The organism is Planomicrobium sp. YIM 101495 (assembly GCF_009707665.1).
Taxonomy (GTDB): Bacteria; Bacillota; Bacilli; order Bacillales_A; family Planococcaceae; genus Planococcus.
The window spans coordinates 22,619-46,667 of the sequence record NZ_WLZW01000005.1 but is presented as its reverse complement, the minus strand read 5'-3'; the positions used below and the strand labels follow the sequence as shown (position 1 = coordinate 46,667).

The window sequence follows — 24,049 nt, the reverse complement described above, 5'->3', positions numbered from 1 at the left end:
CAACAGGTCTCGCGTTCTTTTTTTACGGCTCCCGTCTTCCCTGCGTCGCCTGTTCAAAGGCATATGCATATTCGATCAGCTTGCCTTCCGCAAAGGCCCGTCCGGTAAACGTGATTCCGAACGGCTGGCCGCTGTCGGTATATGAAAACGGAACCGTGATCGATGGAAAGCCCGCAGCCGCTCCGATATTGACGCCGAAGTCTTGTGGCAAGATGAAGGCATCCGCTCCGATTTCCCGCAGCGTGGCCTGGATTCCTTGCTCAGCGGCCAAGAAGCGATTGCGCTCAAGTGCCTCGACGTATTCCCGCTCCGTCAAATTGCCACTCAACCGGTTCGCCTGCTCAAGCAAATTCTGCCCGAACTTCAGCATCTCTTCCGGATGTTCGTTATTAAAAGCGATTACATCGTCCATTGAACGGATCGGATTGGATATTGCTGTTTTCCCAAGATAGGCGTTGAGATCGGCTTTGAATTCATGGAGTAGCACCGCAAATCCGAGGTCGTCCTGGTCCGCGCCAAGCGAGACCGCATCGATCACTTCCGCACCCAGCTCCTTCAACTTTGCAAGCGCCTGCTCGAACAACTCCAGCTGCTCGTCACGGATCGCCTCGGTGATCAGCTCGCGCGGCACGCCGAGCTTCACGCCTTTCAGTCCATCCTTCTTCAAATGTTTATCCCAATCATACGTTTCATACGGCTCTGCAAGAACGGTGACTGCGTCATCCGGATCTTTCCCGATCAGCACCGCGAGCACATCAACTGCATCTTTGACCGTTCGCGTCATTGGTCCTGCCACGTCCTGTGTATGGGACAGCGGAATCATGCCGCTCCGGCTGACGAGCCCGACAGTCGGCTTGATCCCGACGAGGCTGTTCTGCGCTGCGGGATCGATGATGGAGCCCGAAGTTTCCGTGCCGATCGCTGCTGCAGCCAAGTTTGATGCGACCGCCGCCGCGCCTCCTGAACTCGAGCCCCCGACATCGAACGGGCCGTAAGGATTCTTCACTTGCCCACCGCGCGAGCTGTAGCCGTTCGTCATTTTGTCCGACATGAAATTCGCCCACTCAGTCATATTCGTTTTGCCGAGGATGATTGCACCGGCTTCCCGCAGTTGCTTGACGATGAACGCGTCATCTGCAGCGTAATGGTCTTTCAGCGCTAATGACCCTGCACTTGTATGCATCCGGTCGTTCGTATCCATATTATCCTTCAAAAGGATCGGGATGCCATGCAGCGGTGATCGCACCTGCCCTTGTCTCCGCTCAAAATCCATCGCCTGCGCAATCAGGAGCGCATCCGAATTGATCTCCAGCACGGCATTCGTATTCTTGTCGCGCAACGATATATTCTCACGGTACATGAGCACCAATTCCTCGGAAGTGATATCACCTTTTTCCATGTCCCGCTGGAGGTCATCGATCGTCATCTCATCCAGCCGTTCTTTTCGGTACTGCTCCAATTTTTCCTGATGCATATGCGACTCCCCTTTTTGGTTCTAAAAAAAGCCTGGAATCAAGACTCCAGGCTTTCGTCCGTATGTTCCTTCAATAATTCATACAGCGACAATTCGTACAGCTGTCTGCCGTCCACTTTGAATACGTTTCGCGAAACCAAGTCATCGATAACTTGTGTGCGTTTGTCGTCGAATTTCGATTCGGGTATTTGTTCGATCATGATGTCTCTCTCCTTGTTGATTCGTTCACTGTTCTTTTACCCTTCAACCAGCTTTCCCTAAACCTGTTAAGAGAAGAAATTTAGGGATGATAATTAACGAAATATTCAATTAAATGATATACTCAAACTAACTTTTATCATAAGGAGATGAGCCAATGAAATCCGCTCTATTTGTCTCATTCGTCCGGATTCCTCTGCTGTTCATTGCTGCTAGCATCATGTTCCTCCTATTCGCCTGGAGCGGGCTTGCCTTCAATTTTCCGTTTCTGCCGGAACTGTCGACCGTGTTCTTCACCATCGTCAACATTTTTTGTTTCTATTTGATGTACCGTTTGCTGAAAAAGGAAGGCCGTTCGTTAAAGCAGTTGATCGGCTTTCGAAAGGAAGTACTCGGTAAGGACATTGCGTACGGATTTTTTTGGCTGTTCGTTCTCTATTTGCCATTCGTCGGTGCTGTGATGGGAACGATGTTCTTCTTGTTCGGCAACGATTTCATCAATCAATTCGAACTTGTCTTTGCGGGAGACATTGCGAACACGAGCTATGCGCGTCCGCGCTGGCTGCTTTGGTTTGCGGCAATCGTGTCGCTCATCTTCCCTTTTTTCAATGCACCGATCGAAGAGATCATGTACCGAGGCTATGCTCAGCCGAAATTCATCCAACGAACCGGGAAGGTGTGGATCGGGCTCCTCGTTCCTTCCATCGGATTTTCCTTGCAGCACGTCATGCTTGCACCGAGCTTCGAAGGCGCAATCGTCTATGCCACAGCCTTTTTCGTCTGGGGTCTCGGGAGCGCCATCATCTTCTACAAACAACAACGCCTATTCCCGCTGATCGTCTGCCATTTTCTCGTCAATATCGCCTTTAGCGCGTTTCCGATCGCGTTTCTTCTGTTCGGGGTTTATTAAAAAAAGACGGAGGAGAAGCACGTTTGCTTCTTTCTCCGTCTTTTACAGGTTCAATTATAATTCATTCGCATGAAACAGTTCTCCTGTCACTGCATCGACAAAGTAGTCACAGTCGAGCATGCCGCACAGCCGGAATTTCTTCTGCCCATCGTCATACCGGTAATAAGGTTTTACGGTCAAGTGCGGACGGAGCTTTTCAAAAGCCTGCTGCTTCGATACAGTAAGACCTGGACGGTTGTACTGTTCGCGTTCTTCGACAAATGGATAGTTGTCTCCGTGCGTAAGCACACGGAAATCAGCCCCGTCCAACATGATTGCCAGTCTCTTTTCAAAATAACGATCTTCCTCGGAAGGTTCGGACAAAATTGCCCGAACCTTCCCGCGCTTCCGCCACAGCTGCATCAGGCGCCAGTTCCCCGAATCTTGCGGATAGATGCTCCGCAAGAAATCGATGACGACGTTCTTGCATTTTTCGATTTCCGCTTCCGTGAGTCGGGCCGCATCCGGAGAAGCTTCGCCCGCAAAAGCCTGGTCCGGTGTAAGCTGCTCATCCCACTGCAGTTTCTCATTTTCGTATTTTCGGTTCAGCGGTTCTTGCCACGTCAAAAGTTCATCCAACTCGACTAAAGGCGGGCCTTCACGCCAATTGACTGGCAGCGTGGCCGACAAATCATTCATCACGTACACTTCTTCGATGCCGTACAACGGCCGCGTCTTCTTCTGTTCATCGTCAGGCATGTCGATCATCTTCACTTGCTGCATCGCCACATCCGCTAATCGTTCCCGGTCAAGTTGGAATTCTTCCTTCTCCACTTCATTCGGCGATGGGAAATACCCATCTTTCGTGAATAGCTTAAGGACTGCAGCATCATTCCATTCCACTGTCATCACTGCAGCCGGTGACACTGGCACGCCGTGCACGATGCCGCGGAATCGCGCCTTTCCTTCTTCGAACGATTCCAACTCGAATTGCTGCCCGCGGATGAGACCTGTTTCCTCTTCCAGCCAGCGCGCAATCCCGTCCGGATCTGTATCTGTTAAGCGCGGGCCGCCTGCAGCATCTTCACCGACACAGATGAAATGGCGCACTTGGCGTCTTCCGATGTCCAGGTCGATGACAATCGTCCCGTCCGGATTGCTGCCGTCTTCAAGTTCTTCGGCACCTTCCGGAAACCATTCCATGTCCAGCCCGTACTCCGTTTCATACAGAAAATTGACGGAGCGGTGCAGTTCATAGCGCGCCAGTTTGTAACGAGTCAACCCATACTTTTCTTTGACGAATTCCACCAATTCCTTTATCCGTGTATCCAATCCATTTCCCCCTTATTCCTTGCGGCTGAAGTACGGACCTAAGTGGCCATTTTCATGCGTCTTCATGTAGGTCCAACTGAATTTTTTATTGACGACGTAAATGTCTTCTCCGTCCGGAAAATCCTCAGCCCTCAACGACTGTGAATTTTCGAGGAGATATGCATCGTCTTGATCTTGGAAAAATACATAGCAGCTCCACTTCTGTTCTTCGTCAAAAGCCCGGTCCGCCTGTTGTTCCTCGAGACAAGCTTTCGTCTCATAACTGAACACATGCCAAAGGTAGCCGCAAAAGCGTCGCCCATCCTTCAAATAAATGTCCCGCTTCTCCTGTGCATTCAAGTGAGAAGCAAAGTGAGAAATCCACTCATCCCTCAAATAATTGCCCCAGTCCGGGATTTCCCGGACGGTGATTCCTTTCGCTTTCAATCCTTCCATCCAATCCAAATTGACACCTGCTTCCGCTTAATGTACTTGCAAACAGCCATACCCTCTCCGGCTCGCAAACAGCAAGTCAATCAAAGATGGATAATACGGCAGGAACAGACCGCTTTCGATCATGGCGAGAATTTCCTGTCTGGAAGCCCATTTCACTGCTTGGACTTCCTCGTACTGGAGTGTTAACGTCCCAGTGTCCACTTCCATTTCAACCAAATAAATATCGTCGAACCCGCGTTCAAAATTGATTGTGAAATGCGGACGTACATTTTCCAGATCCACTTTGATTCCGACTTCTTCCAGCAACTCCCGCTCCGCCGCGGCTTGGCTCGTATCGCCCTGGATTGCACTGCCGCCTGCAGTCAAATCCCACAGATTCGACCATCCTTCCTTGAACGGCTGCCGCTGCTGAATCAGCATCTCTCCCTTACTGTTGAAAACACAAACGTGAATGACAAGATGATAGTCACCTTCCGCAATCCCGTCGCCGCGCCTCATCGTCCGGCCGGTCTTCTTCCGTTCCTTATCGTATACTTCCCAAATTTCCATCAGTCACCCATCCCTTTTCATTCCTCACCATTCAATCCATTTCACATCGAACAAGCTGTCGCCGATTTTCGCCTTCAACGGGCCTTCCAGCAGTTCAACGCCATTCCCGCGGTCGATCTTCAGGAAATTCCGGTGGATCACTTCGTCGCCGCGCTTCAGTAAATTCATCGGATCGATGCCCTTCACTTTTACAGCGCCTTCGATCCGGCATAGTCCTTTATGACGCTCGAAAGCAGCAAAGGCTTCATCGCGTTCACGCTCCCATTCGGCAATACTGGCGGAGAATCCCTCCTTCTCCGCCAAAAGCTTTTCTTTTAATGACTCTACATCAAGCTCCGGTTTCGATAGCGTCAACCGCTGCTCCAAGAAATCACTCAAGAACGCGCTGTCTTTTACAAAGTCAGCCTTCCAGTCTCCCAACAAGGCATCCGCCAGTAGTGCGAGCAGCATCCCCTGGCTGTATGTGGCGCCACGTATTTTCAATTGTTCCTTGTCCGTGTTCCGGTAATCCGCAAGATACTTTTCGACCGGCACCGGAGAATCCTGCAGCTGCACAAAACTTCGGTATTCCACATAGACCGCCGTTCCTTCCACCGATTCCACCGCTTTTTCATATGCGAGGAATTCGCCGATCAATCGCTCCCGCTCCTTGCGCAACGCAAAAAATATGGACAGCGCTTCCCGTTTTTCTTCCTCCGTCCCCGCGGTACAAGCACCTAGCAAAAACTCCCGTTCAATGAACCGCAGATGCAAGTTCTCGACCGTCAGTGGGTACGCCGCGCCGAGCAATTCATTCGGAAAACGCTTTTCCCTGTAAGCGAATTGATGCGCATGGAACATTTCGTGCGCCAAATACGCCGCCAGTTGTGTCCTGCTATATTCGCCGATCGTTGATGCATCCCAGATCGCCAACACGTGATCTCCGATTTGCGCCGCGGTGTTTCCGGCGAATCGCTCATCGACCTTGCCGCGGTAAACACCGTCGCCCGCATCCGAAACGTCAAGGCTTGGCCGGAGATCTTCACTGAGGAAGAATTCCCGCTCATCGTAAATGGCAAACGGCACCGCGCGGAAATCATCCCAAATCGCTCCGAAATCAACGCACGCCAGTAACTCCTTGACCTCTTTCACATATTCGACCGCCATACGCATCGCCCTCTTTCTTTCTGATTACTCCAATTATAATCCAAACCACTACGCAGCACTAAGCGAAAAAAAGCTGACCCGGCTATAATGCCGGATCAGCTTTCTTAAATCACTTTATTCAATTGCACCGTTCTCTTGTTCGAACGCATCGATCAGCGCACGCACTTCGTCAGTGGAACGCGTATTCATCAACTGATTGCGCAGCTCGCCCGCTCCGCGGAAACCTTTGACGTAAATTTTGAAGAAGCGGTGAAGTCCCGTCACCGAACGTGGAATCTCTTCGATGAAGTGATCGTGCAGATCCAGCTGCAGCCGGAGCAAATCAAGCAGCTCTTTGCTCGAATGCTCACGCGGCTCTTTCTCGAACGCGAACGGGTTCTTGAACACGCCGCGGCCGATCATCACGCCGTCGATGCCGTATTTCTCAGCAAGTTCCAGCCCGACTGTCCGGTCCGGAATATCCCCATTGATCGTCAGGAGGGTATCCGGTGCGATCCGGTCACGCAATTCCTTGATCTGCGGAATCATTTCCCAGTGCGCATCCGCCTGGCTCATCTCTTTCCGCGTCCGTAAGTGGATCGACAAGTTCGCAATGTCCTGCTCGAAAATATGCGTCAGCCACGCTTCCCACTCTTCCAGTTCCGAGTACCCGAGGCGCGTCTTGACACTCACCGGCAGGCCTCCAGCTTTGGCGGCCTGGATGATTTCCGCAGCCACTTCCGGCCGGAGAATCAATCCGCTTCCTTTGCCGCGCGTCGCCACGTTCGGCACCGGACAGCCCATGTTCAAATCGATGCCCTTGAAGCCAAGTTCGGCCATCCCGATGCTCATCTCGCGGAAATGCTCAGGCTTGTCTCCCCAAATGTGCGCAACGATCGGCTGCTCATCTTCCGTGAACACAAGACGTCCACGGACGCTCTTTTGTCCTTCCGGATGGCAGTAACTTTCCGTATTCGTAAACTCTGTAAAATACACGTCGGGACTTCCCGCTTTTTGGATTACGTGGCGGAACACAACATCCGTCACGTCCTCCATCGGTGCCAGCACGAAAAACGGCTTCGGCAAGTCCTTCCAGAAATTCTCTTTCATTTCGCTATTCAATCCTCTCGTTCTCTTCGAAAAGATATTTTAGCATTTTTCGGCGGAGATGACATCCAAAGTCACTCCCCACACAAAAGGAAGGTCCGGAAAGCCGTATTCCTGACTTTCCGGGCCGCCCCGTCCTCCGTCAATTGCTCTTGACGATATTTTTGACTCCCGCATACGTGGCATAGAAATACCCGCTGTAAATCAGTACGAGCGGCAGGATGCTGAAGAGAATGCTCTCGTAATGGAATTGCATGATCTGTTCGATAGAACTGATGCCGACGATGGAATGGACGATCGCCAGGCTCAACGGCACGAGGAAGTAGATCAGGCATTGCTTCAGGATCGCGCCATTGATCATCTTCTCTGTGACACCGATTTTCCGCAGCGACCGGTAGCGTTCCAGGCTGTCGCTTGCATCCGATAATTGCTGCAGCGCCATCACCGTTGCGCTGGAAATGATGAAGATAAGCCCCATGAACAGGCCGAGGAACACGATGATCGCCATTGCTCCGACCGCTCGGTTGTTTTCCTGGTCCAATGTCGCGCCGATGACCAGAGCCGGTGAAATCCCCCGGAATTCGTCCCGGTCCATCGCATAGAACAGGTCGGAAAATGTCTCTTCCGCTTCTTCACGGGCGGCTTCGTCATAGACGACATTGAAGCCGGTGTGGATCAATCTCAGCTCCCCGTCGAAACTGTCCGGAAGAATCAAGTGGAAGAAATTGCTGTAGCCGTTGATTTTCAGGTTCTCTTCGATGGGCGCGCTGTTTTTGACCGCATACTCACGGCCCTGGAGCATCACTTTGTCGCCGCCGTCCAGAAACGACGTCAGCGCGTCATTCGTTTCGTGGAAATTGGAGACGATCAACACTTCGTCTTCCCCCAGCTGGACTGGATCCTGCCCTTTGATCCGCTGCATTTCGTTATAGTCCGCCGCTTTGACCGCCGTGATGGCATTATCCATATAATCGGCCTGCATCCCGAGCTTCTCCTGCCCGCTCAGATGCGCCGCAAGCAGCTCGACGGTCGTCATGTCCAATTCGTATTCACTGTAGAAAGCATGTTCTGCAGGGGCATCGAATGCGAAGTCGATTTCATTCAAATATGCTTCGATCTCGATTTCTGCAGGGTTTTCGCTCTCCTCATCGACGAAAAGGAATGCCGATGCATCGAAAGGCGCGTCGGTGACCGTCGTTTCATCGATCGTCCCTTTCAGGTCGAACGACGTGAAAATGAGCGTGATGGTCAGAAACAGCAACAGGCACATGACCGTCATGGAAAAGAAATTCGTATTGATTTTATTATTCAATTGCCGCAGCACAAAAATGTTGATGCCTTTGAAGTAGACGCGTTTGTTCCTCTGCACGAGCTGGACAAAGAAGCTCGACAGGCTGAAAAAGAAGAACAATGTTCCGGCGACGCCTAGTACGATGGTCAGCACGAGATCCGGGTTGCTGGCGTTCAATCCGTCCTTCAGCGCCCGTGAATAGGCAAAGCCCAGCAATGCTCCCGAAAAAAGAAACAGCAGAAACGAAGTGAACGGATTTTTCAGCTTTACGTTCTCGTTCTTTTTCGCCGCGTTCAGGAGGTCGATCAATTTGTATTTGGAGACGGTGAATTGATTGAAGAGCATGACGACCACGAAAATGACACCGAAATAAAGGATCGATTTCCACATGGCGTCCGGCGAAAAGACGAATTCGAACGTGTCCACATTCACCGACAGGATGCTCGAAGTGACGATTGACAGGCTCTGCGAAACGAGGACACCCAGCCCCAGCCCCGCTGCGAGCGACAGCACGCCGATCAGCAGGCTCTCGAAGATCAGGATCTGCGAGATCTTCCCTTTCGGCATGCCCAGAGTCATATAAATGCCCAATTCTTTCTTGCGCTTTTTGATCAGGAAGTTATTGGCGAAAATCACAAGCCCGCCCAGCACGAAGGAGACGAAGACCGATGCAGCGGCCAAGCTCAATTGCATGGATAGCTTGAAGTCCGGGCTTTTGCTAAATTCCTGGATCGCTCCCTGCGATTCGATGGAATTGAAACTGTAAAAGATGCAGACCCCGAGTGTCAGCGTTAAAAAGTAAATCGCGTAATCTCGGAAACTTCTTTTGACGTTATTGATTGCAATTTTAGAGAACATTCCCGACATCGCCTCCAAGCAAAGCCACTACCTCGATGATTTTATTGAAAAATTGCTTTCTCGTATCATTCCCGCGCACCAACTCATTGAAGATCCTGCCGTCTTTGATGAACAGGATCCGGTTGGCATAGCTTGCCGTGAAGGAATCGTGTGTGACCATCAGGATCGTCGAGCCGAATTCCTGGTTCAGTTTTTCAAACGACTCCAATAACATATTGGACGATTTGGAATCGAGCGCACCCGTCGGCTCGTCCGCCAGAATCAGAGATGGCTCCGTGACAATGGCACGCGCACTCGCCACCCGCTGCTTTTGCCCGCCCGACAATTGAAACGGGTAATTTCCGAGAATTTCGGTGATGCCGAGTTTCTCCGCGACCTTTTGGATCATAGAATCGATCTCGGTCTCTCCCCTCTTCTGGATCGTCAAGGCGAGCGCGATGTTTTCATAAGCCGTCAAGGTGTCCAGCAGGTTGAAATCCTGGAAGATGAAGCCCAATTCGTCGCGCCTGAACGTTTCGAGCGCCTTTTTCTTCAATCCGGTGACATCTTGTCCATTGATGATGATCTTTCCCGTGGTGACATGGTCGATCGTCGAAATGCAGTTCAGAAGCGTCGTTTTGCCGCTGCCTGACGGACCCATGATGCCGACGAACTCCCCTTCCTTCACCTGGAAGCTGATGTCATCCATCGCTTTTGTGATGTTCCCTTTTTTGCCTTTATTACCGTAATATTTTTCAATCTTTTCGACGCTCAGTATCGTTTCCATGGTCCGCCTCCTGCTCTTTTATCCGGATTGCCCTGCCCGTTCCGGCGCATCAATTCTGTCCTTCGACTTCGAATTCGATTTTCGTTTCGATGATTTTTTTCCCGTCCACATAAATCGTCGCACCGTATTGCCCTTCTTCAAGGCCTTCCGGAACGTTCAGCTCGGAAGTGAAATAGCCGGCGTCACTGACAGGCACTCCTTCTTCAACCTGGATCCTGTTTTTCGTTTCGATTTCCCCTTTATACCAAACGACTTCCGCTTCGTTGATCCAGAAACGGTTTCTTTCACCCGACACATAGACCGTGTCTCCCGGCGCAACCACTTCCGCGATATCGACCGGCTTGCCTTCCGCATCGATATCCGTTGAAATGACCGCATCCACGATTTTCGGTTCCGTCACATATTCATAGCCGAAGAAAGCCCCTGTCCCCAAAGCGAGTGCGCCCGCGATTGCCAATACGATTTTTTTTGCTTCTGTTTTTTTCATTTTGATTTCCTCCTCGTTTGTTTTCCTGTTTTCAGTTTAGCAAGCCCGCGGGATTCCACATATCGCTTTAGGTTTGATTAACGTTACATTGTTGCAACGTTGGAAAAGCAAAAACGGACCCCCAGCCGTCGCGATGTGCGATGACTGGGGTCCGTCCGTTTCTGCTTTTTAAAAATCACTTTGAGCAAAGGAAAAGAAGGGCCAATCACAGAATCGGCCCTTCTTCACATCTTATTTATCCATTGTTAAACTTTCCAGTTCCTTGAGCATCTCATAGGCGCCTTCTGAATGGTTTGAGCAAACGACGATGGTGAGGTCCCGGTCCGGGTAATGCACGGAACGGTAATTCACGCCGGGATCATATCCCATTTGAATATATTTCACGACGTCCTCCCCGTCCGATTCCATATACCCGCCGTAACCATAAAAGATATCTTCCGTAACGTTTTCCCGTGGAGCCAGCAACAGGCGAGCCATTCCTTCCGACAGCAGCCGGCCGCTCATCAACGCTCCCCAAAAGCTTCCCATATCAGCTGCCGTAACATAGGCTCCTCCGTCGGGACCGCCTTTTACAGGCAGGGAATAAATATTCGATTTCCATCCACCGTCAGGCTTTTCCATATAACCGGTCGCCACGTCCCCTGGAAGTTCATCCATTGAAAAGTACCCCGAACCCATCATACCGGCTGTCTTGAATACCTTTTCTTCGATATAGTCAGTGAAGCAGAGCCCGCTGATCTGTTCGATCACAAGTCCCAGAAGAATATAACCCGCATTATTGTATTCGAAAGCGCTGCCGGCTTTGTCCTGCATTTCTTCATGCCGGAACATCGGCAAAAAGTCTTTTGCGCTGCGCATCCGGTACATCGGCAGGTTTTCCCAAAGCATTTCGTAATCGTCCATCTCATCTTCGTCGAAATAATCCGGAACACCGGATGTATGTGTCAGTAAATGATGAATCGTGATCTTCTCATCGAAATGAGGGAACGCCGTATCCAGGCAATCACTGAGTTTCGTATCAAACGCAAGCGCCCCCTCCTCCACCAATTGGCAAATGGCAATGGAAGTGAATATCTTACTGCCGGATGCAATCGAAAATCGGGTGCTTGGCTGATTTATTATTTTCTCGGAACGGTTTGCATAGCCGAAGCTCTCAGACATTAGTGTCTTATCACCCTCGCGCACGTAAATGCTCCCCGAAAATTGAATTTCCTGCTGTTTTTCCGCTACGCTGTTCCAATTCATCTGTTTGTTCATTTTAAATTCCTCCTGAATGTGTTTTTTCAAAGATTTTATTCATCTTCAGAAACACACTCAGTTAGCCTCTTCACATTTGGTAATAGAACATGAAGCACTCCCCCTTTGCTTTTTTGAGCATAGCATTCAAAATCAGTTTTTTCAATAATGAAAAAATGATTAAAGGCATGCAGATGTATAAGTGCTGCAAAAAAATACACCCGGCAACAAGCACGGAAAATGTTCTCCGGCTTATTGCTGGGTGTATCATTCTTAAAATGCGTTTTGCTTCAAAATGATTTATTTTGCCAGCTCCAGAACGGCGACGGCCTCGACATGAGTTGTCTGCGGGAACATGTCGACCGGCTGGACTTCACGCGTGCGGTAGCCGCCGTCTTCCAGGATGCGCAGGTCTCGCGCAAGAGTCGCCGGGTTGCACGAGACGTAGACGACGCGCTTCGGCTTCTGGCCGAGGATTGTCCCGAGCAGCTGCGGGTCGCAGCCTTTGCGTGGCGGATCCACGACAAGGACGTCCGCGACTTTGCCCTCTTTGAACCAGCGCGGAATGACCTGTTCAGCCGGACCGGCTTCGAACAGCGTGTTCGTGAAGCCGTTGAGCTCCGCGTTGCGCTTGGCGTCTTCGATTGCCTGCGGAACGATTTCCACGCCCATGACGAGCTTCGCTTTCTGGGCAAGGAACAGCGAAATCGTCCCGATGCCGCAATACGCATCGATGACCGTTTCGTCTCCCGACAGGTCGGCGTAATCGAGCGCCTGTTTGTACAGCACTTCCGTCTGTTCCGGATTGATCTGGTAGAACGAACGGGCGGAAATCTCGAAACGCACGTCGCCGATGCGGTCTTCGATGATGTCTTTGCCCCAGAGCGTCAGCGTTTCGCTTCCGAAAATCACATTTGTCTTCTCAGGGTTGACGTTCTGGATGATCGACACCGCTTCCGGGACGATCGTACGGATCAACTCGATTGCCGCTTCGACCTGCGGGAATTTCCGTTTCTTCGTCACAAGCACGACCATCACTTCACCGGTCGCGCGGCCTTTCCGGACAACAAGGTGCCGCAGCATACCTTGGTGCGTCTCTTCTTCATACGGCTTGATGCCGAGTTCTTGCAGCCTTGTTTTCAAAGCGGCCATGATCGCATCCGCTTCCGGTGTCTGGATCATGCAAATGTCAGTGTCTACGATATGGTGGGAACGCGTCGCATAAAAGCCCGCGACGGTCCGCCCATCTTCCGTGCCGAACGGAATCTGTGACTTGTTCCGGTAGCGCCACGGATTGTCCATCCCCTTCACCGGGTGGACCGGCACATCCGGCAACTTGCCGATGCGCGTCACTGCATCACGCACAAGTTTCTGCTTGAATGCCAGCTGTCCTTCATACGACAAGTGCTGCATCTGGCATCCGCCGCACGTCTCGAACACCGGACACGGTGCCGCGACGCGATAAGGAGATGCTTGTTTAATCTCAATCAGCTTCGCAAAGCCGTAATTCTTCAAAGTCTTCAACACATGGATCTCGACTTCCTCTCCCGGCAATGCACCGTGGATAAAAAGAGGGTAGCCATCTATTTTTGCAACGCCTGCGCCTTCATGCGTCAAATCTTCCACATGGACAAGCAGCCGCTCATTCTTCTTCAACGTTTTCACTTTCACTCACTCCGTTTCAACTCGGATTATTATACCACGGTTGCAAGGCCAGCTACAGTCGGATGTTCGAATGCTGTGTGAGTAAATAGTTTAAATCAAAGCCTGGCTAAACTGCATTCCAGAGTTTGTGTGAAGTGGGAGATTGACTTAGCAGGAAACCGGCTAACCTGCATTCCAAAGCTTCGACACGTTAGAGGCGCTGAGCCGAGCCTCCTCGGTCGCTTGCGCAACCTGCGGGGTCTCGTCTTAGCTTTACCCCTCCAATGAAGTATTGGCCGAAGGGAGTTCGGACAATGCTTTGCTCGCTCTTCCATTCCGGATCAGCTCGTTCGATTACTGGAGATATATAGAATGTTGTGAATTTGGATGATCCAAGCATAGCAGTCATCGTCGCATTCGATCAGAAAGAGTCAGATAGTAGGAGGTGAGCTCAGTATTCATGATAATTCTGGATTTAGTCGCGACTCGCAGAATTTAATCGCGACTCAGGCACTTGCAGTCGCGACTCATCAAATTCTAATCGCGACTCAGTTTTTTCACTCTTGAAAATGAGCGAGTCGATGATGCATATCGTACCTCAAGCTGGCAAAGTCGTAACTCACGAGCTTGAAATCGTATCTCACTGCCGACAAGTCGTATCTCGCCCATTTTCCTGCTCGATTCGATGCCAAGTAATAACTCGCGGTGCCGAAGTAGTAACTCACGCTGTTCAAGTAATAACTCGAGTGACTCAAGTAGTAACTCACACCGAAAAAGTAGTAACTCGATAAAAATTGCTCTCTCCCACTCACTTTTACCCCTTCAAAATCAGAACCACAGCGGCCTACGCAGTCAGCCGCCCAAACATTTGTCACAACACCAGCAATAGAATGAGATGAAAATTCTATCTCTCCAATACTTCTCCCAAAATACTCAGTGGAGTGGCTGGTTTGGACTGGGCGGAGGAAGAAGACAAGCGCCCTTCAGCTTGGTTTCTTCCGGGAGCCCTGTCCGAAGCGACGAAGCGAATTCTCAAGAAACGCCCAATCTTCACTCTTCCACTATCAAAATCAGGACCACAGCGGCCTACGCAGTCAGCCGCCCAGACATTTATCTCGACCCCAATATTAGAAAGAAATACTGATGATCACTCACTCCAACTTCTCCCACTCACCAGCGAAGGGGCTGGCCTGGACATGGCTTATCGCGGGAGCCATGTCCTTAAGCCGCAAGCGATTTTCCATCCGACACCTACTCCCACCTCGCAAAACACCAAATAAAAAAACACACGGCAGAAAACTCCTGCCGTGTGCCACTCTTACTTATCGTCCGCCGGTCCATCCTTCAGCGCAAACCAGAAACCGAAAACGATTGACGCGATCAGTACCAGGAACGGTGCGTAAAATATCAAAAATTCATGCATCCTCATTTCCTCCTTTACACGTGGTAATCCGATTTTCCTTTGACATAATCCTTATCGAACAAGAACAAACGGAATAACAGATACAACGATGGGAGCAATAGGCCGAGACCTGCAATGAACGCGATGATCAATGCAATGGCCATCGATTCATTCGTGAAGCTGTCGTAGATCGTCAAATACGGATACAGCAAGTACGGGTAATGCGAAATCCCGTAGGCGAAAAACGCGGTGAAGAACTGGCCGGCCAGCAAGATGAACGCTGTGCCATAGTTCCGGCGCTTCCACAAGAGGAAAACAGTCCCGATGAACATCAAGGCAGAAAGCGCGAACATCCACCAGAAGTCGAGCAGCCGTTCATAATGCGCAAAGTTATGGCCGCGCAGTTCATAAATGATGCCCGTCGCAGTGATGATTGTCGGCAACGCCCAGATCAGCGCGTATCTGCGCAGGAGATCAGTCGCTTTCACATCCCCGGCTTTATTCGCATACCACGTAAGGAACACAGCCGAGATATAGAGGACAGCCGCGATTGCCAGCACGACGATACTCCACATGAGCGGACTCGTGAATAATGCCCAGTAATCCAAGTATGGCTCGCCGTTCTCCAGCTGCATGAATCCGCCTTCCGAGATGGCAAGAACAGGCGACAAGGCAGCCGGCAACAACAGCCCCGACAAGCCGTACATATAAATATAGCCGCGGTGGTTGATCTTCGCGCCATACGTGGCGAAAGCATAATACGAGCCGCGGATTGCAAGCAGGATTAAAGCGATGCTCGCAGGCACGAGCAGCGTCGTTCCGTAGTAGAACGCGCTCTGTGGGAAGAACCCGACAATCCCGACGAAGAAGAAGACGAAGAACACGTTCGTCACTTCCCACACCGGCGATAAATAGCGCTGGATGACGTTTGTCAGCAAGTGCTGCTTGTTCGTGAAGGCGCTATAGGCGTTGAAGAATCCTGCGCCGAAGTCGATTGACGCGACGATTACATAGAAGTAAAGGAAGAGCCAAAGAACGGCGATCCCGATGATTTCAAGTGTCATTCCACTTCAGCCTCCTTCTGTTCTTCACGCAGCGCCAATTCTTTCTCGACCGGATTTCTCCGGTACATGCGTGTCAAAACGACGACGGTTCCGATGCCGAGGATGACATACAGGCCGGTGAACAGGATCAGCATCAAACCGACTTGATCGCTTCCTGTCGCACCTTCCGATACGGTCATGTAGCCTCTCAGAATCCACGGCTGCCGTCCGACTTCCGTGAACCACCAGCCGGCTTCGATGGCGATTAAGGCAAGTGGTCCGCTTGCAAGGACGAGCCAGCTCATCCATTTCGCTTGGATGAATTTCCACTTCCGGTACGCCCCGACAACGAAGACGAGCGAGAAGAATGCCAGCCACATGCCGATCATGACCATCGTATCGAACAAGTAATGAATCCAAAGCGGCGGCCGTTCATCTTCCGGGAATTCGTTCAGCCCGATGACTTCAGAGCTTGGAAGCCCCCCTGCCAAAATCGACAGTGCATATGGGATGTGAATGGCATATTTCGGCTCTTCCCCGTCAAGGACCCCGAACAGGATCAGTTCCGCCTCGCTGCTCGTTTCAAAATGCCATTCGGCAGCAGCCAATTTCTCCGGCTGGTATTCCGCCAAGTATTTCCCTGCCAAGTCTCCGACAAGTGCTGTTGCGATGGCGAAGACAAGTCCGATTTTCATGGTCAGGAATAATGCTTTCTTATGGTACTCATGCTTCGAGCCTTGCAGCATGCGAAGCGCCGCGATCGATGCAAGCACGAAAGCGCTTGTCATGAACGCAGTGGTCATGACGTGTGCCACTTTCGTCGGCACTGCCGGCGAGAACATCGCCAGGAGTGGCGAGATGTTGACCAGTTCCCCGTTCAGCACTTCAAATCCTTGCGGTGCGTTCATGAACGAGTTGACAATCGTGATGAACACCGAAGACAAGGCCGCTCCAACCGCCACTGGAATCAGCAGCAATAAGTGCTTCCGCTGGTCTGCAAAGCGGTCCCATGTATATAAATAGATTCCGAGGAAGATCGCCTCGAAGAAAAAGGCGAATACTTCCATAAACAACGGCAAGGCAATGACGTTCCCTGCCAATTGCATGAAGTTCGGCCATAATAAAGATAATTGCAGTCCGATGGCAGTACCCGTAACAACACCGACCGCTACCGTGATGACGAATCCGCGTGCCCATCTGCGGGCCAGCAAAATGTAATGGTCATCGTTCTTTTTGATCCCCATCCAATGCGCGATCATGATCAGCAGCGGGACACCCACTCCGACCGTTGCATACAGGATGTGAAACGACAAAGTCAATAATGTCAATACGCGGCTCAAAAAGGCCGTGTCTTCCCATAATCCCATTTCTTTGCCTCCTCCTGAATCTCAAAAAAATTTCCCTCTTAATGATTATTGTACCTCTTTTCGGGTATTTAAAAACTTGAGGAAGTGTCCGATTCTTCTCCGAACAGTGAAGAACATGTGACAGTCCGGATCTGAAGGCTTGAAATCTTCCGAAATTTCAGCTATCATAGATAAAATAAAAGAAAAGGTGAGACGTCATGGAAACAAGTCGCAAAGTATTTGCTTACATCACAAGAGGTCCTGAGGAACAGCGCGAATTGCTCGTATTCGAATACAAAGGGGAACCCGAAGTCGGCGTGCAAGTGCCGGGCGGATCCATTGTAGAAGGTGAACTTCTCATCGATGCCCTTTACCGCGAAGTACAGGAAGAGACTGGACTGGCCAAAGATGAACTGCAGTTCGTCGGAAAAGTGCAGAAGTACAATTATTATCCGACACATAAGGATAAAGTATACGAACGCAACATTTTCCATTTCGACTATGTCGGTGAGCCCCGCTCGCATTGGGAACATACCATTGAGAGTAATGGCCGCGACAACGGCTTGACGCTTCAATTCCGCTGGGAACGCATCGACGAACTCCCGCCACTTGCAGCTGAGCAGGATAATGCGGTCGAACTCCTATAATTCATGAAATTCAACTGCCCCGAAATGTGATTTCGAGGCAGTTTTTTCCATTAAAAAAAGCCTTCCCATTATCCGGGAAAGGCGTCTTCATTTTATACTTTATCCAATTCGCTGATTGAATCGATCGGAACGAGTAGGTCGATGTGGCGGTACAGGTTTTCGAACTCAGCAGGCAGCAAGCCGCCGTATTCCCCGTCCAAGTTGAGGAGCACCCGCTCTTCGGACGTCACTTTCACATGGCTCGCTTTTGCATAGATGACATGCGGATCTGACAGGTGCTCGCCTCTGAGTGCGAGCGTTGCCACGCGGATGAATTCCGCGATGTTCAGTTCCTTCAAAATCAGCACCGTGAATTTCCCGTCGTTCAAACTTGCATCAGGCGCCAGCTTCTCGAAACCACCGACCGAATTCGTCAAGCCGATCAAGAACATCATCGCTTTGTCTTCGAACACTTCACCGTCGTATTCGATCCGGACATTGGAGGAACGGATCGACGGAAGCATCTCGATGCCTTTCAAGTAATACGCCATCTGGCCGAGTACGGTCTTCAGTTTGCTCGGCACTTCATACGTCAATTCCGTCAAGCGGCCTCCGCCTGCGATATTGATGAAATACCGGTCGTTCATGCGTCCGATATCCACAGGAATGGATTCACCTTGAATGATGATCTCGACCGCTTTCTTGATATCCCGTGGAATATGGACCGCGCGCGCGAAATCATTCGTCGTCCCCATCGGGATCAACCCGATCTTCGGCCGGACATCGAATTCCGCCACACCTGATATCACTTCGTTCAATGTGCCGTCTCCTCCGACCGCAACAATCAAGTCGAACTCTCTCTCGACCGCCTCTTTGGCAGCCTCGATCGCATTTCCTTCACATGTCGTTGCGTGACACGACGTTTCATAGCCCGCTATTTCCATTTGCTCTAGCACTTCAGGCAAATGTTTGCGGAATAACTCCCGGCCTGAAGTCGGATTATAAATGATTCTTGCACGTTTCATTCGTTTTCAGCCTTTCTCACTCATACTAACTACATTAGACAACTATTTCCTGGAAAGGTTCCTTCACACAAGAAAAAAACCGGACATTGCCGGCTTTTTCTATTGAATGGATTAAGACAGGACTTCTGTCAGTTTTTGTTTCAGCTCATCGTATACTGCTAACCAAAAATCTTCCCTTGAAACGAAGCCGTCCGTAATTTCGCCAATCACCGTCTTTTGGTGCAAGTCGAACTGCGGATCGTCTCTGCCCGGAAGCACTGAACGCTTCTCCTCTACGAATTGCTGGACCACAGCTGCACGCGGGCCCCAGTCTCCAAGCACTTCTCCGTCCGCTGACAGGAAGATATACTTCGGAATCGAACGGCCGCCGTTGGTCAAGTATTGATCCATCAGCTCCAGGTTCTCATCACGGTAGACGCAGTGGACTTCAAGTTCAGCCGCTTCAGCGATTTTACGCAACACTGCGTTGTTCATCATCGCATCTCCGCACCAGTCTTCTGTGATCACCAAAATATTCGGGTGCTTCTCTTTCAGCAGCTCGATAAACTCCGGATCTTCCGGCAGTTCGAACTTTTCGTAAACTCCGTAAGATTTCTCCTGATTCGACTCCATCTGTGCCATATACGTATCCAGGCGGATCGCCCCATCAAAATACTCTTGTTCCGTGGCCATCATGCAACACTCCTTTTCTTAAGTTTACCTTTCATTCCGCTCTGCTTCAAACATTTTAGTTCTCCAAGCGTCTCCATAAAAAAAGATGACCCTATAAAAGGGCCACCTCCACACTTATCGTTTTGCGATTTCTTCCAAAAGGATTTTATTGAGCAACGGCGGGTTCGCCTGTCCTCTCGAAGCTTTCATGATTTGTCCCACAAGGAAACCGATTGCGCGGTCTTTGCCGTTCTTGAAGTCTTCGATCGATTGCGGGTTCGCATCCAGCGCTGTCGTCACGAATTCACGCAAGACGCCTTCGTCCGAAATTTGAACCATGCCTTTCGCTTTGACGATTTCTTTCGCATCGCCGCCTTTTTCAATCAGCTCTTTGAATACTTTCTTTGCGATTTTCGAAGAAATCGTGCCGTCGGAAATCAATTGGATCATGCCTGCAAGACCTTCCGCCGTCAATGCGGTATCGCTCAATTCTTTCTGTTCGGCGTTCAAATGGGCAGACACTTCACCCATCAGCCAGTTGGACGCAAGCTTCGCATCCGCTCCAGCCGTGGCTGTCGCTTCAAAGAAGTCCGAGATCGGCTTCGCAAGTGTAAGAACCATCGCATCATACGAAGATAGTCCAAGCTCTGATACGTAACGTGCTTTCCGTGCATCCGGCAACTCAGGGATTTCCGCGCGTACGCGTTCCATCCAAGCATCGTCGATATGGATATCGACAAGATCCGGCTCAGGGAAGTAACGGTAATCATCTGAACCTTCCTTGACGCGCATCAGGACAGTCTTACCTGTCGCTTCGTCATAGCGGCGCGTTTCTTGCACGATTTCCCCACCTGCAAGCAATACTTGCTCTTGGCGAACTTGTTCGTGTTCGATGCCTCTGCGTACGAAGTTGAACGAGTTCAAGTTTTTCAGTTCAGTCTTCGTACCGAATTCGTCACGACCGTATGGACGTAAGGAGATGTTCGCATCACAGCGAAGTGACCCTTCTTCCATCCGTACATCAGAAACGCCTGTGTACTGGATGATCGCTTTGATTTTCTCCAAGTACGCGTAAGCTTCGTCAGCAGTACGGATATCCGGCTCCGAGACGATTTCGATCAACGGAGTTCCTTGACGGTTGTAGTCGACGAGCGAATAGCCATCGCTTGTGTGCGTCAATTTCCCTGCATCTTCCTCTAGGTGAAGACGTGTGATGCCGATGCGTTTCTTCTCGCCGTTCACTTCGATTTCCAACCAGCCATTCTCGCCGATCGGCTGATCGAATTGTGAGATCTGGTAAGCTTTCGGGTTGTCCGGATAGAAGTAGTTTTTGCGGTCGAATTTCGTTTCGCGTGCAATTTCACAGTTCAGTGCCATTGCCGCTCTCATGCCGAAATCGACAGCGCGTTTGTTGACGACCGGCAAGACGCCCGGGTACCCAAGGTCGATGACGTTCGTGTTCGTATTCGGTTCTGCGCCGAAGTGGACAGGAGACGGCGAGAACATTTTGGAATCTGTTTTTAGTTCAACGTGGACTTCAAGTCCGATTACTGTTTCAAAGTTCATTTCGCTGCTCCTTCCCAGATAGCCGGCTTCTGGCTATTGAAATCCGTTTCCTGCTCGAATGCATATGCAACGTTGTAAACCGTCGCTTCATCAAAATGTTTCCCGATAATCTGCAAGCCGAGTGGCAACCCGCCTTCGAATCCACAAGGAACCGAAATAGCAGGAACACCCGCCAGGTTGACTGGAATCGTCAAAATATCGTTCGCATACATCGTCAGCGGATCGTCCGTCTGTTCACCGATTTTGAAAGCCGGTGTCGGCGTTGTCGGCGAGATGATGACGTCGTATTTTTCGAATGCTTCGTCAAAGTCCTGCTTGATGAGCGTACGCACTTTTTGCGCTTTTTTGTAGTATGCATCGTAATAACCTGAGCTAAGTGCATAAGTCCCGAGCATGATGCGGCGTTTCACTTCATCGCCGAACCCTTCAGAACGCGTATTCATATAGAAATCAAGCAAGTTGCCCTGCTTTTCCGTGCGGTAGCCGTAGCGGATCCCGTCAAAGCGTGACAAGTTGGAAGATGCTTCAGAAGATGCCAGCAAATAATACGTCGCCAGTGCATATTCCGAGTGCGGCAAGGACATTTCTTCCCACGTTGCGCCTTTCGCTTCCAATACTTTCAGTGCTTCGTAGACAGCTGTTTTTGCAGCTTCGCCGACGCCTTCTGCGAAGTATTCTTTTGGCACACCGATTTTCAACCCTTTGATATCGCCCGTCAAAGCGGCAGCGAAGTCAGGAACTGCCACTTCAGCCGATGTCGAGTCTTTCTCATCGTGTCCTGCAATCGCACCGAGCAGAAGCGCGTTGTCTTTGACATTGCGTGTGATCGGTCCGATCTGATCAAGTGATGACGCGAATGCGATCAACCCTGAGCGTGATACACGTCCATATGTTGGCTTCATGCCGACGACGCCACAGAATGCTGCCGGCTGGCGGATCGAACCGCCTGTATCCGTACCAAGTGAAAACGGCACTTCGCCTGCTGCAACAGCAGCTGCCGAACCACCCGAAGAACCGCCAGGAACCGTCTCGAGATTCCACGGGTTTTTCGTCTTCTTGTAGTAGGAAGTTTCACTCGATGAACCCATCGCGAACTCATCCATGTTCAATTTCCCGACGATGATCATGCCCGCTTCGCGCAGTTTCTGCACGACCGTCGCATTATAGATCGGATTGAAGCCTTTCAGCATCAAGCTTGATGCTGTCGTCTCGATTCCTTCTGTGACGATGTTATCTTTGACCCCGATCGGCAAGCCGTAAAGCGGTCCGCGTGCATCAGCCGGCGTGTCCGCCATTTCTGCCGCTTGTTTCATCGCCTGCTCCTTGTTCAGTGCAAGGAATGCATTGACATCCGAGTCCAGCGCTTCGATGCGGCTGAACGCTTCTTCCACGATGTCCGAAATGGATGCTTCTCCGTTATGTAACAGCTCCTGCAATTGTGCAGCTGTCTTCTCTGCAAATTTCATCTTGTTCCCTCCACTTCCTATTCCAGAATGGTCGGCACTTTCACTTGGCCACCTTCATGTTCCTTTACGTTTTTCAACACTTCTTCGATCGGCAAACCTGCCTCCGCTTTGTCTTCGCGCAGGACGTTCGCCATCTGCAGGACGTGCGTGGTCGGTTTCACGTTATCCGTGTCCAGCGCGCTTAACTTCTCCATCGAGTTCGTGATCGCTTCCAACTGTTCCGCAAAATGTTCCGCTTCCTCGTCCGTGATTGCTAAGCGTGCGAGATGCGCCACTTCGATCACTTCTTCTTTTGTCATTTTCGCCATCTGTCTTACACCTCCGAATTCAATAAACATACGCATAATCATATCATTTTTATCCCCAAAAGAATAGGGACCGCGCACAGCAGCCCCCATCTTTCAGTCATAAATGTGAACGACCGGCTCCGTCTGATCGACTTTGCGCAGGATGAGCGCTTCAGGTCCGTTCATCGATGTGACACTCACTTCCACTTGGATGTTCTCCGGGAAGTGCTCGATCACGAGACCGGTCACATATTGGGTAAAGCCGATGATCTCAGCCGCACCGTAAAATTCGATCGGGATTTCGATCTTCAACTGGCGCAATTCATCGCCTTGGTAGAAGCCGGTTCCGACCACACTTGTGAAGTTCGAGAAATATTTTTCCGTCGCTTGCTTGAAGTTCCGGACTTTCGTATCGATGGTCCGGTACTTTTCTTCCGTGCGGGAAGACGGGAAGATGACATACTCCTCACTGACTGCATTCCAATTGCTGACCGCCGTCGCCTCAGGCGCTGCCGTCCCGTACGAGAAGTATGTACCTGGTGTGATCGCAGAGCGGCTGTTCTGCTTGAACAAGCCGACGACGATCGGCACTTTTGCCATGCCTTCCTTTTCCCGGAGCCTTGCGACGATTTCATTCGCCATGCGCTGTCCTTCTTCGACGATGCGTGAGCTTGGAATTTCTTCCTCGTAAGCGACATCATTGATCCGGTTGTAATAAACCGAGTTCAGCGCAAGGCCGATCGAGACACCGCCGAGACGAATCGTATCCTCGTCTGTCTTCACCAAGTAGTTCTGCTCGACGACATGCGCAAGAATCGAAGCGGGTGGCCGCTCTTCCGATCCTTCAGGCAATGTATTCTCCGGATTCAGGCCGTCCGGATTATTTTCCGCATCATATCGGCGCAGCCAGCTCGTCAATTCCTCGGAAGTGATTTTCTGCCCTTCCTGGAAATAATAGTCCTCGGGTGAGAATTGCTGCTGGGACATGCGCAGCAAGCCGCTCTCCGCTTCTTTGATATCGTAGCGCGAGTTCAGACGGCTGACGATTGTTCCGCGCGTCACGCTTTCTTTGTAAGGCAGCAGTGTCCGGTAATATTGATCATCCAATTGAATGCTTGGAATGATCGCTGTCTCCACTTCTTCTTCCGTATTCAGCACTTCCGTCTTATCAGTGGCGACTGGAAGGCACCCTGACAGTACTAGTACGCCGAGCGAAAGGTATAATAAGCGTTTCATGATTCCAATC

General features: G+C 50.7%; 23 protein-coding genes. 2 read left to right on the top strand and 21 right to left on the bottom strand.

All coding sequences use genetic code 11. The features are described 5' to 3' along the window. Positions 1-22 precede the first annotated feature (22 nt). Together GIW82_RS13630 and fbpA are read right to left on the bottom strand one after the other, a co-directional pair. Positions 23-1,474 carry an amidase family protein gene (locus tag GIW82_RS13630; protein ID WP_154750504.1) on the bottom strand — a complete coding sequence of 484 codons (1,452 nt, stop codon included), beginning with the start codon at positions 1,472-1,474 and terminating at the stop codon, positions 23-25. Between the two features lie 38 nt (positions 1,475-1,512). Beyond that, on the bottom strand, positions 1,513-1,674 hold the full coding sequence (gene fbpA / locus GIW82_RS13625) for a Fur-regulated basic protein FbpA (RefSeq protein WP_154750503.1): 162 nt from the start codon (positions 1,672-1,674) through the stop codon (positions 1,513-1,515). 155 nt (positions 1,675-1,829) lie between these two features. Here fbpA and GIW82_RS13620 point away from each other — a divergent pair, with 155 nt between their 5' ends. Continuing rightward, positions 1,830-2,582 carry a CPBP family intramembrane glutamic endopeptidase gene (locus tag GIW82_RS13620; protein ID WP_154750502.1) on the top strand — a complete coding sequence of 251 codons (753 nt, stop codon included), beginning with the start codon at positions 1,830-1,832 and terminating at the stop codon, positions 2,580-2,582. A 54-nt stretch (positions 2,583-2,636) separates the two neighbouring features. On the opposite strand, the gene GIW82_RS13615 is transcribed toward GIW82_RS13620, so the two are convergent. From GIW82_RS13615 to GIW82_RS13560, 13 genes are all read right to left on the bottom strand, one after another. Beyond that, the gene (locus GIW82_RS13615) at positions 2,637-3,893 is read right to left on the bottom strand and encodes a hypothetical protein (RefSeq protein WP_154750501.1); all 1,257 of its coding nucleotides are present in this window, start codon (positions 3,891-3,893) and stop codon (positions 2,637-2,639) included. Positions 3,894-3,905: 12 nt separating this feature from the next. Continuing rightward, positions 3,906-4,328, bottom strand: coding sequence for a DUF4275 family protein (locus GIW82_RS13610; RefSeq protein ID WP_154750556.1), 423 nt, complete (start codon positions 4,326-4,328; stop codon positions 3,906-3,908). 27 nt (positions 4,329-4,355) lie between these two features. Next, positions 4,356-4,877, bottom strand: coding sequence for an NUDIX hydrolase (locus GIW82_RS13605; RefSeq protein ID WP_154750500.1), 522 nt, complete (start codon positions 4,875-4,877; stop codon positions 4,356-4,358). A 24-nt stretch (positions 4,878-4,901) separates the two neighbouring features. Continuing rightward, on the bottom strand, positions 4,902-6,023 hold the full coding sequence (locus GIW82_RS13600; protein WP_154750499.1) for a hypothetical protein: 1,122 nt from the start codon (positions 6,021-6,023) through the stop codon (positions 4,902-4,904). Positions 6,024-6,137: 114 nt separating this feature from the next. Further along, positions 6,138-7,112 (bottom strand): tRNA dihydrouridine synthase, encoded by a 975-nt coding sequence (locus tag GIW82_RS13595; protein ID WP_154750498.1) that lies wholly within the window; start codon positions 7,110-7,112, stop codon positions 6,138-6,140. 139 nt (positions 7,113-7,251) lie between these two features. After that, positions 7,252-9,258 carry an FtsX-like permease family protein gene (locus GIW82_RS13590; RefSeq protein ID WP_154750497.1) on the bottom strand — a complete coding sequence of 669 codons (2,007 nt, stop codon included), beginning with the start codon at positions 9,256-9,258 and terminating at the stop codon, positions 7,252-7,254. After that, positions 9,248-10,024 (bottom strand): ABC transporter ATP-binding protein, encoded by a 777-nt coding sequence (locus tag GIW82_RS13585; protein WP_154750496.1) that lies wholly within the window; start codon positions 10,022-10,024, stop codon positions 9,248-9,250. The genes GIW82_RS13590 and GIW82_RS13585 overlap by 11 nt, the downstream gene beginning before the upstream one ends. 49 nt (positions 10,025-10,073) lie before the next feature. Next, positions 10,074-10,511 (bottom strand): hypothetical protein, encoded by a 438-nt coding sequence (locus tag GIW82_RS13580; RefSeq protein ID WP_154750495.1) that lies wholly within the window; start codon positions 10,509-10,511, stop codon positions 10,074-10,076. A 231-nt stretch (positions 10,512-10,742) separates the two neighbouring features. Further along, positions 10,743-11,768 (bottom strand): serine hydrolase domain-containing protein, encoded by a 1,026-nt coding sequence (locus GIW82_RS13575; protein WP_154750494.1) that lies wholly within the window; start codon positions 11,766-11,768, stop codon positions 10,743-10,745. A gap of 279 nt (positions 11,769-12,047) precedes the next feature. Further along, positions 12,048-13,412: a 23S rRNA (uracil(1939)-C(5))-methyltransferase RlmD gene (gene rlmD / locus GIW82_RS13570; protein WP_370456244.1), complete on the bottom strand. Its 1,365-nt coding sequence runs from the start codon at positions 13,410-13,412 to the stop codon at positions 12,048-12,050. A 1,297-nt stretch (positions 13,413-14,709) separates the two neighbouring features. Then, on the bottom strand, positions 14,710-14,814 hold the full coding sequence (gene cydS, locus GIW82_RS15080; RefSeq protein ID WP_483313323.1) for a cytochrome bd oxidase small subunit CydS family protein: 105 nt from the start codon (positions 14,812-14,814) through the stop codon (positions 14,710-14,712). 14 nt (positions 14,815-14,828) lie between these two features. Continuing rightward, positions 14,829-15,857 (bottom strand): cytochrome d ubiquinol oxidase subunit II, encoded by a 1,029-nt coding sequence (locus GIW82_RS13565; protein ID WP_154750493.1) that lies wholly within the window; start codon positions 15,855-15,857, stop codon positions 14,829-14,831. Further along, positions 15,854-17,203 carry a cytochrome ubiquinol oxidase subunit I gene (locus GIW82_RS13560; RefSeq protein ID WP_154750492.1) on the bottom strand — a complete coding sequence of 450 codons (1,350 nt, stop codon included), beginning with the start codon at positions 17,201-17,203 and terminating at the stop codon, positions 15,854-15,856. Before GIW82_RS13560 ends, GIW82_RS13565 begins: the two co-directional genes overlap by 4 nt. A 197-nt stretch (positions 17,204-17,400) precedes the next feature. On the opposite strand from GIW82_RS13560, the gene GIW82_RS13555 reads away from it, so the two are divergent. Continuing rightward, positions 17,401-17,829, top strand: a complete 429-nt coding sequence (locus GIW82_RS13555) for an NUDIX hydrolase (RefSeq protein ID WP_154750491.1) — start codon at positions 17,401-17,403, stop codon at positions 17,827-17,829. A gap of 92 nt (positions 17,830-17,921) precedes the next feature. On the opposite strand, the gene GIW82_RS13550 is transcribed toward GIW82_RS13555, so the two are convergent. The 6 genes from GIW82_RS13550 to GIW82_RS13525 form a co-directional block, all read right to left on the bottom strand. After that, positions 17,922-18,833, bottom strand: a complete 912-nt coding sequence (locus GIW82_RS13550; RefSeq protein ID WP_154750490.1) for a diacylglycerol kinase — start codon at positions 18,831-18,833, stop codon at positions 17,922-17,924. Positions 18,834-18,944: 111 nt separating this feature from the next. Beyond that, positions 18,945-19,505 carry a thioredoxin family protein gene (locus GIW82_RS13545; RefSeq protein ID WP_154750489.1) on the bottom strand — a complete coding sequence of 187 codons (561 nt, stop codon included), beginning with the start codon at positions 19,503-19,505 and terminating at the stop codon, positions 18,945-18,947. Between the two features lie 114 nt (positions 19,506-19,619). Beyond that, complete coding sequence (gene gatB / locus GIW82_RS13540) at positions 19,620-21,050, bottom strand: Asp-tRNA(Asn)/Glu-tRNA(Gln) amidotransferase subunit GatB (protein WP_154750488.1); 1,431 nt, start codon at positions 21,048-21,050, stop codon at positions 19,620-19,622. Further along, positions 21,047-22,516: an Asp-tRNA(Asn)/Glu-tRNA(Gln) amidotransferase subunit GatA gene (gatA, locus tag GIW82_RS13535; protein ID WP_154750487.1), complete on the bottom strand. Its 1,470-nt coding sequence runs from the start codon at positions 22,514-22,516 to the stop codon at positions 21,047-21,049. The genes gatB and gatA overlap by 4 nt, the downstream gene beginning before the upstream one ends. A gap of 17 nt (positions 22,517-22,533) precedes the next feature. Beyond that, positions 22,534-22,824: an Asp-tRNA(Asn)/Glu-tRNA(Gln) amidotransferase subunit GatC gene (gene gatC, locus GIW82_RS13530; protein ID WP_154750486.1), complete on the bottom strand. Its 291-nt coding sequence runs from the start codon at positions 22,822-22,824 to the stop codon at positions 22,534-22,536. Between the two features lie 93 nt (positions 22,825-22,917). Further along, positions 22,918-24,039, bottom strand: coding sequence for a CamS family sex pheromone protein (locus tag GIW82_RS13525; protein WP_154750485.1), 1,122 nt, complete (start codon positions 24,037-24,039; stop codon positions 22,918-22,920). Between the last annotated feature and the right edge of the window lie 10 nt (positions 24,040-24,049).